This window comes from Geobacter metallireducens GS-15 (assembly GCF_000012925.1).
Taxonomy (GTDB): Bacteria; Desulfobacterota; Desulfuromonadia; order Geobacterales; family Geobacteraceae; genus Geobacter; species Geobacter metallireducens.
Genome location: NC_007517.1, coordinates 30,310 through 45,562 on the forward strand (window position 1 = coordinate 30,310; position 15,253 = coordinate 45,562).

The following is a 15,253-nucleotide window of genomic DNA, read 5'->3' on the forward strand; positions in this document are numbered from 1 at the left end:
TATACTTGAAGCAATGTTAATGGCCGGAGGCACGCATGTCCTGGTTTGCCAACCTGAAGATCAGCACGAAGTTCAACATCATCCTGTCGCTCCTTCTGGTGTTCGTCTTCCTGGCGGCGGCCTTCTTCGTCTACCATCGGGAAAGGGCGCTCATCGACCGAATCGCCGTGGACAACGCCCGGAGCATTGCCCGGCAGATCATCGAGACCCGTGACTACATCTCCAGCGTGGTAAAGGGGGAGCCCAACGAGAACTACAACCTGGTTCCCCAGGTGGTGGCCACCAACGTGGCCAAGCGGCTGACCAGGGGGAGCGACTACTATGTGCGGCAGGTTTCGCTCCGGTACCGCAACCCCGACAATCGCCCCGATCCGTACGAGGAAGAGATGCTCAAGCTCTTCGCGGCAAAGAAGAGCACGGAAACCTACCGCATCGTCCGGACCGACAAGGAGCAGAGCTTTCGCTACATGCTCTCGATGGTGGCGGAGAAGAGCTGCCTCGAATGCCACGGCCGCTACGAGGATGCGCCACCCTTTGTCCGGGCCCGCTTCCCCAAGGGGCACTTCTCCTACAACTACCAGGTCGGCGAGGTGATCGGCGCCGTGTCGGTCTCGATCCCCCTGGCCGACCTCTATCGCGAGGCCGGGACCGACTTCAGACTCGATCTGGCCACCCGGGGGCTCACCTTCTGTCTCATCATTTTCGTGATGGGATTCCTTGTCCGGCGCGCCATCATTGACCCGCTCCGGCAGGTTTCCGCCTCCATCACCCATGTCGCTGCCACCGGCAGTTTCGGCGACCGGATTCCCCAGCGCTCCCGGGACGAGATCGGCGAACTCGTGGCCGCCTTCAACGGCATGATGGAGGAGTTGGACCTCAAGACCCGCCAACGGCTAGAGTCCGAGGACCGCTACCGCAATGTCCTGGAGATGGCCCAGTCGGCCATTGTCACCTTCCTGGCCGACGGCAAACTCATCATCACCAATCGTCGCGCTGAGGACCTCTTCGGGCTGCCCAAAGGTGAACTCCTCGGGGCATCGATCTACACCTTCCTGGCCGACGGCGACGGGGTGCGGGAGGGGATCTCGGCATACCTGCGCGACGGGACGGGGGGATTGGTTGGTGAGACGACTTCCCGGAAAATACGGGACATCAGGGGGAGGATAACCGAGGTTGAGATGGCCCTCTCCGTTTCACGGTCGGACCATAATCCCCTCTTTACGGCAATCCTGAGGGAGCACAACCAACACTCGGTCTACTGAAAAAGTTTCGGCACAAAAAGAGGGGGAACGCTTGATGCGCTCCCCCTCTATTGATAATCCCTCCACCATGCCGTTGGCTTGTAAGGGCCTCACAGCGAGTTCCTTACAGGTGGCAGGCTCTGTACCGCTTCAGGCAAATCCCACATGATGGGGCAGCACACCACGGTAGAAAGAACCCCCGTCTTACGTAAATGTTCCGCTGGGGCATATCAGCCTGACGCGCATGGCAGAGAGAATTCTAATATTTGTAGCTAGTTTAGCCTCCTCTCCCGGATAAATCAAGGGGCTTTTTCTCCACCGTCGTCGACCCCGAGGAATGCGTTCAGGCGCCTGATTTCCTCCATGAGCAGATCAAAGCCGTGGAAGGTCAGGGATTGGGGACCGTCGGAGAGGGCCTTGTCCGGCTCCGGATGGACTTCAATCAGGACGCCGTGGGCTCCGGCCACCAGTGCCGCCTTGGCCATGGGGGCCACGAGGCTCCGCTTTCCCGTGGCGTGGGAAGGGTCCACCATGACCGGCAGGTGGGACATCTCCCGGATGAGGGGAACCACCGCCAGGTCCAGGGTGTTGCGGGTGGCGGTCTCAAAGGTCCTGATCCCCCGCTCGCAGAGGATCACGTGGGGGTTTCCCTCGGCCAGGATGTATTCGGCGGCGGCCAGGAATTCTTCGATGGTTGCGCTCATGCCCCGCTTGAGCAGGACCGGCTTCTGGATGCGGCCAAGCTCCTTGAGGAGTTCGAAATTCTGCATGTTGCGGGCACCCACCTGGAGGAGGTCGGCGTATTCCGCCACGAGCCCCACCGTGTCGGGACTCATGACTTCGGTGACGATGGGAAGTCCTGTTGCCTCCCGGGCCTTGGCCAGGAGCTTCAGGCCCTCTTCCCGCATTCCCTGGAAGGTATGGGGGCCGGTGCGGGGCTTGAACGCCCCTCCACGGAGAAGATCCGCCCCAGCCTTCTTGACGGCCCGGGCGGTCTTCAGGATCTGCTCCTCCCCTTCCACCGCGCAGGGGCCGGCCACCACCACCGGCCGTTTCCCCTCGCCGATGGAGATGCCACAGACCTTCACGATGGTGTTGCGGGGATGGAAGTCGCGGGAGACGAGCTTGTAGGGCTTGGAGACGTGGATCACTTCCTGGACGCCGGGGAGGTCCCTGATGGTGGTGTCATCCACGTACCCTTTGTTGCCGAGGACCCCGATGGCGGTCCGCTCGCTCCCCGGAATCGGCGCCGCCGTAAGCCCCATGGTTTCCACCGCCTTCACAACTGCCTCGATCTGTTTCGGACCAGCCTTGTGGATCATGACGATCAGCACGCGCCCCTCCTTTTCCAAGATTGCAGTCGTCTCATCGGAGCAACGATACCAGAGGGGGACACGGGGGTCAACGGTGCCTTGCTTTTTCGCCGGCAATGGGTAGAATGGATTCCCCGGCCGCAATGACCGGGCCACGACGTGACGGAGCATCGGGAGGACCCATGAAGCTCAAGGAAGCGCAGATCGCCCGGCTCGCGGAGCAGGTGCTGGAACGGCTCATCACCGCGGGGCTCATAAACCTCAAGGCCGAGCGGGGGGTCGTCCTCGACCGGATTAAAAAAGCCGTTGCCTCCGATGCCAAGGGGGAAGAGGATCTGGAGCGGGAGGCCGAGCGCCTCCTGGAGCAGACCCTGCGCTCCATGGGGGGGGGCGTCGGCATCGACCGGCACAAGATGCTGAAGATGATCAAGGAGCGGCTGGCCAAGGAGAAGGGGATCGTCATCTGACCCTGGCCCGCCGGCACGGAGCACGAAACCATGAGCATTTCCGAAGACCGCATATCCCATCTGGCCCATCGGATCCAGGACCGGCTCTGGAAGGACGACCTGGCCGATTTCCCTGATGAGCGGCGCTCGCTGCAGTGCATCAAGGAGGCGATCTCCTCCTTCTTCGCGGTGACCGGCGAGGTGGATGCCGCCGTCCGGAAGAAGCTTGCCTCCTACGCCCAGGCCAAGGTGCCGGGGAGCCGGGAGTACGAGGTCCTCTACCAGAAATTCTACCAGGAAGAGATGGCGAAGCGGAAATGGTGAGCTTTTGCTGCAGATTGACGCGCGCGCTTGTCTTTACGGCGCTTCTCGCCATCGTCTTCATGGTGCTGGCCGGCTGCGGGCCAAAAACCCAGATCAGCGTCTCCCCCTCCTTCCGCCCCGCCTCCGATGTGGAAACCGCCTATGTGGTCCCCTTTGGCGGCGCCCTGGTACCCGAGGAGTTCTCCGCCACGGTCTTCAACGATTTTGTGGACCAGCTCAACGGCCGCCGGCGCGAGACCGGGATCCGCTCCTTCGCCATCCTCAAGGACGAGGTGAGTGCGGTGGATCCCGGCTGGCTCGCCCGCCAGTACTACATCTCCGGCGACATCTGGAGTTATGTGGAGGACTCGGGGTGCTGTTCCACCAATATCCGGGTCAAGGCCCGCGTTTACGTCCATGAGCCCGGGAGGAGCATCCCGTCGGTGGAGATCTTCGTTCCCATGGAGAGCTTCTTCGACCATGACCGCTCCACCATCGACCGGGAGCGGGGCCGCCTTGCCCGGGATCTTGCCCGGGACCTCTCCCAGAAGGTACTTGCCGCCATGGCGCCGCTACGTCCCCCCGTGTCTTCTTCCCCCTGAAATTTTTTTTGCAAATGACCTTGATTTTTGCCCGGGGGGTGACTATAGTTACTTCGCGTTAGCACTCAGCTGTATCGAGTGCTAATTTTTTTCGATGAAATCACGTGAGCATACTCATGAAAGAAAGGAGAAGCTGCAGATGAAACTCAGACCGTTGCAGGACCGCATCCTCGTGAAGAGAATCGAGGAGGAGCAAGTTACCGCCGGAGGGATCTTCATCCCCGACACCGCCAAGGAGAAGCCCCAGCGCGGCGAGATCGTGGCCGTCGGCAATGGCAAGAAGACCGAAGACGGCAAGGTGATCCCCATCGACCTGAAGGTGGGCGACAAGGTGCTCTTCGGCAAGTACGCCGGCACCGACATCAAGGTCGAGGGCGAAGACTTCCTGATTATGAGGGAAGACGACATCCTCGGCGTCATCGAATAGAGTGGCCGGCTTCGCCGAAGGTCCATCCGGAGCCTTTGGCCGTGCCATGAAACAGCATAGATAACAACATACGAAGACGAAGATTAAATAGGGAGGAACGAGTAACATGGCAAAGATTATCAAGTTCGATCAGGAAGGGCGCAACGCCATCCTGAAAGGTGTCAATACTCTTGCTGACGCGGTCAAGGTGACCCTCGGCCCCAAGGGACGCAACGTCATCATCGAGAAGTCGTTCGGCTCCCCGCTCATCACCAAGGACGGCGTCACCGTTGCCAAGGAAATTGAGCTGGAGGACAAGTTCGAGAACATGGGCGCCCAGCTGGTGAAGGAAGTCGCCTCCAAGACCTCCGACGTTGCCGGCGACGGCACCACCACCGCCACGGTTCTCGCCCAGGCCATCTACCGCCAGGGCTCCAAGCTGGTGGCCGCCGGCCACAACCCCATGGAGATCAAGCGCGGCATCGACAGCGCCGTTGAGACCATCGTGGCCGAGCTCCAGAAGATATCCAAGCCGATCAAGGACCACAAGGAGATCGCCCAGGTCGGCACCATCTCCGCCAACAACGACAAGACCATCGGCGGCATCATCGCCGAGGCCATGGAGAAGGTCGGCAAGGAAGGGGTCATCACCGTCGAGGAGGCCAAGGCCATGGAAACCAGCCTTGAGACCGTCGAGGGGATGCAGTTCGACCGCGGCTACCTCTCCCCCTACTTCGTAACCGATCCGGAGCGCATGGAAGCTTCCCTCGAGAACGCCAACATCCTGATCCACGACAAGAAGATCTCCAACATGAAGGACCTGCTCCCGATCCTTGAGCAGACCGCCAAGAGCGGCCGTCCGCTGCTGATCATCGCCGAGGACATCGAGGGCGAGGCTCTGGCCACCCTGGTTGTCAACAAGCTGCGCGGCGTCCTCAACATCTGCGCCGTGAAGGCTCCGGGCTTCGGCGACCGCCGCAAGGCCATGCTGGAAGACATCGCCGTTCTCACCGGCGGCAAGGTGATTTCCGAAGAGCTCGGCTTCAAGCTCGAGAACGCCACCTTCGACATGCTCGGCACTGCCAAGCGGGTCACCATCGACAAGGACAACACCACCATTATTGACGGCGACGGTTCTGAAGCCGATATCCAGGGCCGCGTGAAGCAGATTCGTGCCCAGATCGAAGAAACCAGCAGCGACTATGACCGCGAGAAGCTCCAGGAGCGCCTGGCCAAGCTCGTGGGCGGCGTTGCCGTCATCAAGGTCGGTGCCGCCACCGAAACCGAGATGAAAGAGAAGAAGGCACGGGTCGAGGACGCCCTCCACGCCACCCGCGCAGCCGTTGACGAAGGGATCGTCCCCGGCGGCGGCGTTGCCTATATCCGTTCCCTCGGCGCCCTTGAAGGTATCAGCCTCCCGGCAGAGCAGCAGTTTGGCGTTACCCTCATCAAGCGCGCCCTTGAGGAGCCGATTCGCCAGATCGCCCAGAACGCCGGCGTTGACGGCTCCATCGTCGTCGATAAGGTGAAGAACGGCAAAGACGCCTTTGGCTTCAACGCTGCCGATGACGAGTACGTGGACATGATCGCGGCCGGCATCATCGACCCGACCAAGGTTTCCCGTTCGGCCCTGCAGAATGCCGCTTCCGTGGCCGGCCTCATGCTGACCACCGAGGCCATGATTGCCGACAAGCCGAAGGAAGAGGCTGCCATGCCGGCAATGCCCGGCGGCATGGGCGGAATGGGTGGCATGGGCGGCATGATGTAAATCATTCCGGCTCATTCCGGTTGAACATGAAAAGGGGAAGGACTTCGGTCTTTCCCCTTTTTCTGTTTCCGGCCTTTTGCCATCCCGTTTCTATAGAGTGGTTAAAACATAACGCTCTGGAATGGCAGCATATATCATCGAGAAAAAAATGCTGTGCCGGCCTTGGCTGCCCGAAAAAATGTGTATACTTAATTGGCGCCAAGGGTTGCCCCGCGACCCGCACTTTTCGGGCTGGTGAAGACGCTCTTCGCCTGCCCGCGTTCCGAGGGGGGAGAAAACGATGAACGGTACCGGCACCGTGACGCTTCGCGATCACATCGCTGCGGTCAAGGAGGGGAAACTCCGCTTCGAGAATGCCTTCCAGGGGGTGACTCGGATGATCCTGGAGCAGGGGGTCGACAAGGTTGTGGTCAACGGCCGCACCACCTACGATTTCCGGATCTTCCGCACCGGCCGCAAGCACCCCGTCGGCATGTACGACGAGATAAACAGCTTCGTCTCCTTCGTGAAGGACGCGGCCGAGGGGGGCTCCTCCAAGGAGATGGCTTTCGTCCTGGTGGGAGAGCCGGGCAACGGCAAGACCTTCTTCGTGGAGTATGTCTGCGGCCGCTACCGGGAGTTCCTGTCGAAGCCCGAGAACCGGCGACATTCCTTCCGTTACACGGGGATGGCGCAGCTGGGGAGCTACGGGAAGATCGACATTATCGAGTCCCAGACCTACGAGGATCCCATGGTGCTCGCCATGAACCTCTTCGAGTCACGGGACGAGGCCACGGAGTTCCTGGCCCGGGAGTTCGGCTTCACCGACAAGGAGCTGCAGCGCCTGGCCGACAACTACCGTCCCCTGGGGGCCTGCTCCAGCTACATCCTCAACGACATTCGCACCTTCACCGGCGGCAACATCGAAGAGATGCTGAAGTTCATCGAGGTGATTCCGGTCCCCCTAACCGAGACCCTCGGAACCGTCACCGGCAAATACGCGGCCAAGGACAAGATCACCTCCAGCGCCGTGGACCTTCTGGGTGAGGAGTCGATCCAGCGGCTTCTCCACATCACCGACATCAACAACCCCTACCGCTTCGATCTCCGCCGCGGCGCCCTGGCTCGGGTGGCCGGCGGCGGCATCCACTTCTCCGACGAGATCTACAAGAACAAGAAGGATCTGGTGCAGGTCTACCTGGGGGTCATCCAGAACCGGGTCATCGAGATCGACGGCTACCGCTGGCCCATCGACACCCTCATCATCGCCACCAGCAACAACGCCGAGTTCAACCGGTACCTCTCCGAGAAGGAAGAGGCTCCCATTATCGACCGCTGCCGCATCTGCTACGTCTCCCACAACACCAACTACCGGATGCAGGAGCAGCTCACCACCTACGCCATCGGCGGCGAGACCAAGACCACCCTGAACCGGGAGGAGCTCCACCAGGACCCGAACCTGAACTACGCCGCCTGCGTGGGGGTGGTGCTCACGCGGCTTCCCCGCTCCGAGAAGCTCACCCCCATCGAGGCCATGAAGTTGGCCGCCGGCGAGATCGCCGGGGAGAAGAGCCTCAAGACCCTGGCCGAGGTGGTGGACATCCTCAGCCAGGAGCAGGACGTCACCAAGCGCTTTGGCCAGAAGGGGCTCGGCCAGCGGAACCTGGGGCGGGCCGTGCAACTCCTCGTGGAGAGCTCGGAAACCAACGAGGGGCGCTGCATGGTGGCCTACGACGTGTTCAAGTCCCTGGAGCGGATCGTTCTCGATTATGTCCCCGACCAGAACGACCGGGCCAAGTATCTGGAGGACCTGAAGATAGCCAAGGGGCTCTACCGCGAGCGGATCATGACTGAGATGTTCAACGCCTACATGGACGAGCCTTACGCCGTCAAGAAGGACGTCATGAACTACGTGAACATGATCATCGGCATCGACGCGGAGAGTCTCGGCCCCGACCGGATGTGGAAGTACAAGGATCCCCAGACCGGCGAGCTGAAGGCCCTGAAGATCGATGAGCGCTACGTGAAGAACGTGGAGGACCGGCTTGGCCTCAAGACCGACGAGCAGCGGGAGAGCTTCCGCACCTCCATTCGCAAGATCTACGGCCAGAAGATATCGGTGGATTCCACCTACGACTTCATGGACAACCTGGAGTTGGTGAAGGCGGTGACCGATGTGCGGCTCAAGAGCGACATCGCCGGTGCCGGGAGCCTCATCGGCGCCCTGGCCAACCGGACCAACGAGGAGAACCAGAAGCTCTACGACCGGATGGTTGACACCATGCTGAAGAAGCTGGGCTACTGCCGGACCTGCGCCCAGAAGACCATAGAGTACTTCTGCACGCAGGAAGACGAGATCTAGATAGAAACGCGGCTTTTCCGCAATCTCTGCGTTGATCTTCATAATTGCTTGTGCGGCGTAGCGCTGCTACGCCTCCGCGCAATCATTCGATCGCCTTGACCTTGCGAACAATCCACGTTTCTATACGGTCTGAAACCAACATGAAAAACGAAGACTCCAAAATCTTTAAAATATGGGACATCTCCTCCCTTGCCCCCGGGCCTGAAGGGTCCTACACCACCCGGATTCGCTCCCTGGATGAACTTCTGGAGCGGGACCGGCTCCGGGAAGAGGACGGCTTTCCGCGCAAGATCCGGATCGGCAAGCTCATCAAGCCGGGTAAGGGGAAACAGGAGAAGTTCGTGGTGGTTCCCACCACGGTGGAAGAGAAGTTCATGCACGACCGGGCCCCCACTCCTCCCGAAGAGGAGGAACCCATGGGGGGGACCGGCGACGAGGCGGAAGGGGATATCCTTGGCGAGCAGCCGGTCCGCCCCGAGCAGGGGGCGGGAAGCGGCACCGCGGGGCACGGTGGCGGCGAGGGGCATGAACTGGAGTCATCGGCCTACGACCTGGGGCGGATTCTGACGGAGCGGTTCAATCTGCCGAACCTGAAGGAAAAGGGGAAGAAGAGCTCCCTCTCCCACTACACCTACGACCTCACCGACCGCAACCGGGGCTTCGGCCAGATCCTCGAAAAGAAGCAGACCCTCAAGCGGGTCATCGAGACCAACATCGCCCTGGGGAACATCGATGATGTGACCAACATCGACACGACCCGCCTCCTCATCGACCCCCGGGACCGAATCTTCCGGATCCTCTCCCGGGAACTGGAGTACGAGTCCCAGGCCCTCGTCTTCTTCGTCCGCGACTATTCCGGATCCATGGAGGGGAAGGCGTCGGAGGTGATCTGCTCCCAGCACGTGCTCATCTACAGCTGGCTCCTCTACCAGTTCGCCAGGCAGGTGGAGACCCGCTTCGTCCTCCATGACAACGACGCCCGGGAGGTCCCCGACTTCTACACCTACTACAACCTCCGGGTTGCCGGGGGAACGAGGGTGGCGGCGGCCTACAAGATGGTGAACGACATCGTGGAGCAGGAGAGCCTTGCCAAGGATTACAACATCTACGTCTTCCACGGCACCGACGGCGACGACTGGGACACCAACGGCGAGGAGACCATTCCCGAACTGCGGCGGATGCTCACCTACACCAACCGGGTGGGGATCACCATCGCCGAGCATAACGCCTACGGCTCCCGCGGGGCCACCGAGGTGGAGCGGTACCTGAAGGGGTCGGGGCTCCTGGATGAAAAGCCGGAGTTTTTGCGCATGGATGTGATGGGAGAGGATGCCGACGAGACGCGGATTATCGATGGGATAAAACGTTTGATTTCTTAGGTGTCATAGGGTAGGGGCGCTGCTTGCCGCGCCCGTCACCGGATGCAAGGGCGCAGCAAGCGGCGCCCCTCCATAGACCTGAATATGGAACTCATCGATCAACATACCAAGAGCATCATGGAAGGGTGCAAGGAGCGCGCTCGCGACGCCGGCTTGCGCTTCTCCGACGAGACCCTGGAGTACATCGTCACCAACCGGGACATGCTGGAGCTTCACCCGAAGGTGATGATCCCGACCCTCTACGACTACTGGGTCCATGACGTGGAACTGCTCAGGGAAAAGGGAAAGTACGAACTCTACCCCAGCAACCCCTACGAGACGGTCATCAACACCCGCCCTCCCATCTCCTTTTACAACGACAACAATCCCGACTGGCTGAACGTGATGATCTTCTACCACGTCCTGGCCCACATCGACTTCTTCCAGAACAACCTCTACTTCCGCCATACCTGGGAATACGACCTGACCGGGAAGGCCCTGGCCGACAAGCGGCTCATCGCGCGGTTGCGCTCCGAGCACGGCCGGTGGGTCGACTACGTCATCGAGTTCGCCCGCGCCATTGACAATCTGGTGGGGTACTTTGACGGGCTCTCCCACCTCTTCCGGCAGGACCGCCCCCCCTTTTCCAAGCGGCTTGACTACTACTTCGACGTCTTCCTCCAGGAGGTCAAGGGGGTGAAGACCGCCGAGTACGTGAAGGAGATCGAGCGCTACAACCGCTGCAGGCGGGAAGTGGGTGAGCTGTGCGAGGAGAGCTTCTTTGCCGACGTGGTGGCGAAGAATCCGGAGTTCGAGGCGTTCTATCTCAAGGGAACCCGGGAGAAGAAGGAGGAGCGGCTCGATCTTCTCCAGTTCCTCATGGAGCATTCGGAGTTCCTGAACCAGGACGAAAACCTGTGGATGAAGTCGGTGCTGGAGGTGATCCGCTCCACATCGGTCTACTTCCAGCCCCAGATCCGGACCAAGATCATGAACGAGGGGTGGGCCAGCTACTGGCACGAGACCCTCTTTCTCACCGACGACCGGATCAAGGGGCACGAGGTGGACTTCGCACGGGTCCACTCGGGGGTCACCTGCCTCCACCGGGTGGGGCTCAATCCCTATGCCATCGGAATGCGGCTCTTCCAGCAGATCGAGGAGGGGGGCGATCAGGGGCGGCTCTCCCTGGAGTACCAGCGGCTTGCCGACAGCCATGCCCGGAAGGAGTTCGACCGGGCCACCGGCACGGGGCGCGACGTTATCTTCGCGGTGCGGGAAAACCTCTGCGACTTCACCTTCATCAACACCTACGTGGACCAGGACTTCGTCAACCGCCACAACCTCTTCGTGGTGGGGAAGCGCCTGAATGCGGAGCGGACGGCGTGGCAGTACTACGTCAAGAGCCGTAAGGCCGAGGAATACCGGGGCATGCTCCTGGAATCCCTCTACCATCCACCCCGCATTGAGGTGGACCGGGCAAAAGGGGGGGGGAAGACCCTCTACCTCAACCATCTCTTCGAGGGGAAACCGCTGATCCCGGACTTTATCGCCAACACCATGCTGGGGATAGAATTCCTCTGGGGGGGACCGGTGAAGCTGGAGACCAGCGAAGTGGCGTCGGCTCCTCCCCGGGAAGCGGGCGCGCCCCGCGGCGAAGGGGAAGCGCCGAAGATCCACTGGCGTCGGCACGTCTACACCATGGAAAACCGGACACTTTCCAAGACTCTCGTGTGAGCGGAACAGACCCATGGACACCATAAGCAGGGCATTACATCACATGGACCGGAGCGCGAACGAATGGGAGCACCTAGCCCCCATTCCCTTCGAGGAGTTCCTGAAGATTCTCGTGGCCAATCCCACGCGGGTCATCCGCAACGTTTTCCAGGTCTTCCATGACATGGTCATGAGCCACATCGACATCGGCGCCGACGAGTATCCCGACGACCCCGAATCGATCCATTTCATCCCCTATGACTGCCGTCGCCTCTTCGTGGAGGGGACCGACCATCCCTTCTTCGCCGACCGCCTCTTCGCCAACCGGTTCGTGGGGCTTGTGGAGGCCCTGAAACGGGGTTCCCTCCAGAACAAGATCTATGTTTTCGAGGGGCCGCCAGGAAGCGGCAAGAGCACCTTCCTCAACAACCTGCTCCTGAAGTTCGAGAACTACGTCAATACCGACGCGGGAATACGCTACGAGGCGGTCTGGCGTTTGGACCGCCAGGCATTCGGGGGGTTCACCCGGCACGAGACAGCAGTTTTTCTCGACAAGCTTTCCAAGCTCCTGGAGGAGCACGACTTCAGTCAGGATGAGCTCCTGGCGGCGGAGCACGCCCTCCATCCGGGGGATGACTACGTGGAGATCCCCTGCCCCTCCCACGACAATCCCCTCCTCGTGATCCCGAAGCAGCTCAGGCGCCAGTTCTTCGACGACCTGTTCAAGAACGACGAGATGAAGTGGCGTCTCTTCACCGAGAAGGAGTACGAGTGGCTCTTCCGCGACACCCCCTGCACCATCTGCAGCTCCCTCTACCAGGCGCTCCTGGCCCGGCTGAAAAGCCCGGCGGCGGTCCTCGGCATGCTCCACGCCCGCCCCTACCGTTTCAACCGGCGCCTCGGCGAGGGGGTCAGCGTCTTCAACCCCGGCGACAAGCCGATGCGCAACAGCGTCTTCACCAACGAGATGCTCCAGAGCCGGATCAACGCCATTCTCAAGGACAGCAACCTGGTGAAGTACCTCTTCTCCGAGTATGCCAAGACCAACAACGGCATTTACTCCCTCATGGACATCAAAGGGCACAACACCGACCGGCTCATCGAGCTCCACAACATCGTGAGTGAAGGGGTACACAAGGTGGACGACCTGGAGGAGAACGTCGACTCCCTGTTCCTGGCCCTCATGAACCCCGAGGACAAGAGCAACATCGAGGGGTATCAGTCGTTCCTGGACCGGATCGAGTACATCAAGATACCCTACGTGCTGGACCTCAACACCGAGGTGGAGATCTACCGTAACACCTTCGGCAAGCACATCGACCACAGCTTCCTGCCCCGGGTCCTCCACAACTTCGCCCGGATCATCATCGCGTCGCGCATGGACGAACGCTCCTTCGCCATGCACGAGTGGATCCCCGAGCCCCACCGCTACAGCACCTTCTGCGATTTCAACCTCCAGCTTCTCAAGATGGAGATCTATACCGGGTTCATCCCCCCCTGGCTTTCGGAGGAGGACCGCAAGCGCCTCACTGCCAAGCGGCGGCGCCAGATCATCTCCGAGGGGGAGAACGAGGGGCACAGGGGCTTTTCGGGGCGCGACGCCCTGAAGATCTTCGGCGAGTTCTATTCCACCTTTGCCCGCAAGGACAAGCTGATCACCATGACCATCCTCATCGCCTTCTTCACCAAGGTCCACCCGGAGCTGGGGAAGCAGCTCCCCAACGGCTTCCTCGACGCCCTCAGGGGACTCTACAATTTCACCATTCTCCAGGAGGTGAAGGAATCTCTCTACTACTACAACGAGGAGCAGATCTCCCGGGACGTTCAGAACTACCTCTTTGCCATCAACTTCGAGCCCGAGGTGGACGAAACCTGTACCTGGACCAGGGACAAGCTCCACATCAGCGAGTCATTCTTCGAGGGGATCGAGAGCCGTCTTCTGGGGGCCAATGGCCGCGACCGGGCGCAGCGTCTCGCGTTCAGGAAAGAGATCCAGCGGGAGTACGCCGCCCACACCCTGGCCCAGGAGATCCTCTTCGAGGGGAAGGGAATCACCGCTACCCGTCTCTACCGGACTTTGTTCGACAAATATGTCTTCAACCTGAAGGAGAAGGCCCTGGACCCCTTCCTGGAGAACGTCAACTTCCGCCGCGCCATCAAGGATTTCGGGAAAGAGGAGTTCAAGACCTACGACAAGCGGATCCGCGACGACGTCACCTTCCTCGTCAACAACCTCTGCAGCAAGTTCCGCTACACCAAGAACGGCGCCAAGGAGGTCTGCATCTACGCCATCGACAACGACCTGGCCAAGGCGTACGGCAGCACCTGATGAACGGCTAGCCCCTTCTTCAGCCGAAGGGGATCAACTCGATGATGGTAACCTCGGGGGGGGCCAGGAAACGGAGCGGCGGACCCCAGGTGCCGCTGCCGCGGCTCACGGAGAGGGCTGACCCGTTCGCCAGCCGATAAAAGCCGTCCATGTAGGGATAGGAGAGACGGACCAGGAGCCCGAAGGGGAAGAGTTGGCCGCCGTGGACGTGGCCCGAGAGCTGGAGGTCGAAGCGTCCAACGGTCTCCCCGTCGATCCGGGGGCGATGCTTGAGAAGGATGGTGAAACGGTCGGCGGGAAGTCCCGCCAGGGCGTTCCGTTCGGCATGGGGCGGCGAAGGGGTTGCGGGGTCGTCGACCCCGGCGATGTTTACCACTCCCCCGGCGGTCACCCCCTCCCCCCGCAGGACCGTAAATCCTCCCCTGCGAGTGAAACCGATGGCCTGGTCGAGACCGACGTAAACCTCGTGGTTGCCGGTTACCGCGAACTTTCCGTACCGGGGCGAGAGCTCCGCCAGGGGTTTCTCCAGAGCCGACAGGTCGTTGATCTGGCCGTCCACCAGATCCCCCGTCGAGACGACGATGTCGGGCCTGGCCTCCCTGACTCTGGCCAGGATATTCTCAAGCCGTTCCTTCCGTACAATCAGACCCAGATGGACATCGGAAATTTGCGCTATCGTCAGCTTCGGGATCGTGGCGGGAAGTTTCGTGGTGGGGATAACGATCCGCCGGGACCTGATGTGTCGTGCCTCCATGTAGCTCGACAGGCATGCCAATACTGCGTAGGCTGCGGCGATGCCGAAGGCGGCCCTTCTTCCGATGATCAGGAGGGACGGGTCGCGCTGCAGGAGCGTTCCTCCCCCCTTGAGAACGAGGTGAAAGAGATCCATGGCAAGAGATGCGGAAAAGAAGAAAAAGAGGAGGCCCATCCAGAGATAGCCGGTCCAGGCCAGGAAGCAGGCTGTGAATTCCCACCCCTGCCGCTCGGTGATACGGACGAGGACCGGCGCGATGGCCATGAGCGCCAGGAAAAAAGCGAGGAGGGTGCCTATGGATGGGCCGAAGCCGAAGGCCCCCCGCGCCTTGACGAAGAAATAGGCGTGAGTGCCGCCGTAGACCAGGAAAAAGACGAGCAGAAAGAGGTTCACGACGGTTGTTACTCCCTGGTGGCAAGGAAATGGGGCACAGACGTTCCTCCGACGCGCATCCTAAGGCTCCGGATTGTCGCAGGACGGGCACGACTGCTCGCCACTTTCCGGATCAATTTCCAACTCCGCGCCGCACACCTCGCATATCCCCTCGGTCTTCTCTCCCGTTGCCCACGTGCGGTAGGTCTCCCCGAATCGCTTTGAACCTTCCATGTGTGTACCCTCCGTTTCGTTACGCAGAAGATAAGGTACCTGTTCATGCCCCGCAAACCTGATAATTGTATCA

Annotated in this window: 11 protein-coding genes, 1 other RNA gene and 1 pseudogene; 9 read left to right on the plus strand and 4 right to left on the minus strand. The window is 60.9% G+C overall.

The annotated features are described in order from the left end of the window. Window positions 1-35 precede the first annotated feature (35 nt). Complete coding sequence (locus GMET_RS00115) at window positions 36-1,262, plus strand: Tll0287-like domain-containing protein (RefSeq protein ID WP_004513789.1); 1,227 nt, start codon at window positions 36-38, stop codon at window positions 1,260-1,262. 55 nt (window positions 1,263-1,317) lie between these two features. On the opposite strand, the gene ssrS is transcribed toward GMET_RS00115, so the two are convergent. Continuing rightward, window positions 1,318-1,498, minus strand: a non-coding RNA gene (ssrS, locus tag GMET_RS18200) — 6S RNA. A 42-nt stretch (window positions 1,499-1,540) separates the two neighbouring features. Beyond that, on the minus strand, window positions 1,541-2,575 hold the full coding sequence (gene aroF, locus GMET_RS00120; protein WP_004513790.1) for a 3-deoxy-7-phosphoheptulonate synthase: 1,035 nt from the start codon (window positions 2,573-2,575) through the stop codon (window positions 1,541-1,543). Between the two features lie 161 nt (window positions 2,576-2,736). Between aroF and GMET_RS18920 the strand changes: the two are divergent. The 8 genes and pseudogenes from GMET_RS18920 to GMET_RS00165 all read left to right on the plus strand — a co-directional run bounded on the left by GMET_RS18920 (window position 2,737) and on the right by GMET_RS00165 (window position 13,820). Then, window positions 2,737-3,324 (plus strand): annotated as a pseudogene (locus GMET_RS18920) (DUF507 family protein). A 14-nt stretch (window positions 3,325-3,338) separates the two neighbouring features. Beyond that, window positions 3,339-3,905 carry a hypothetical protein gene (locus GMET_RS00135; protein ID WP_238378956.1) on the plus strand — a complete coding sequence of 189 codons (567 nt, stop codon included), beginning with the start codon at window positions 3,339-3,341 and terminating at the stop codon, window positions 3,903-3,905. A 139-nt stretch (window positions 3,906-4,044) separates the two neighbouring features. Next, entirely contained in the window at window positions 4,045-4,332 is a 288-nt protein-coding gene (gene groES, locus GMET_RS00140; protein ID WP_004513794.1) for a co-chaperone GroES, read from the plus strand. Window positions 4,333-4,438: 106 nt separating this feature from the next. Beyond that, on the plus strand, window positions 4,439-6,079 hold the full coding sequence (groL, locus tag GMET_RS00145) for a chaperonin GroEL (protein WP_004513795.1): 1,641 nt from the start codon (window positions 4,439-4,441) through the stop codon (window positions 6,077-6,079). 280 nt (window positions 6,080-6,359) lie between these two features. Next, window positions 6,360-8,420, plus strand: a complete 2,061-nt coding sequence (locus tag GMET_RS00150; RefSeq protein WP_004513796.1) for a serine protein kinase PrkA — start codon at window positions 6,360-6,362, stop codon at window positions 8,418-8,420. Between the two features lie 50 nt (window positions 8,421-8,470). After that, the gene (locus GMET_RS00155) at window positions 8,471-9,799 is read left to right on the plus strand and encodes a DUF444 family protein (protein ID WP_081431808.1); all 1,329 of its coding nucleotides are present in this window, start codon (window positions 8,471-8,473) and stop codon (window positions 9,797-9,799) included. Between the two features lie 84 nt (window positions 9,800-9,883). Then, window positions 9,884-11,512, plus strand: coding sequence for a SpoVR family protein (locus GMET_RS00160; protein WP_011365619.1), 1,629 nt, complete (start codon window positions 9,884-9,886; stop codon window positions 11,510-11,512). Window positions 11,513-11,525: 13 nt separating this feature from the next. After that, window positions 11,526-13,820 carry a serine protein kinase PrkA gene (locus GMET_RS00165; RefSeq protein WP_004513799.1) on the plus strand — a complete coding sequence of 765 codons (2,295 nt, stop codon included), beginning with the start codon at window positions 11,526-11,528 and terminating at the stop codon, window positions 13,818-13,820. A 19-nt stretch (window positions 13,821-13,839) separates the two neighbouring features. On the opposite strand, the gene GMET_RS00170 is transcribed toward GMET_RS00165, so the two are convergent. Both GMET_RS00170 and GMET_RS18680 read right to left on the minus strand, forming a co-directional pair. Next, complete coding sequence (locus GMET_RS00170) at window positions 13,840-14,967, minus strand: metallophosphoesterase (RefSeq protein ID WP_004513800.1); 1,128 nt, start codon at window positions 14,965-14,967, stop codon at window positions 13,840-13,842. Window positions 14,968-15,027: 60 nt separating this feature from the next. Beyond that, a complete protein-coding gene (locus GMET_RS18680; protein ID WP_004513801.1) occupies window positions 15,028-15,180 on the minus strand; it encodes a hypothetical protein in 153 nt (50 codons plus the stop codon). Window positions 15,181-15,253 lie beyond the last annotated feature (73 nt).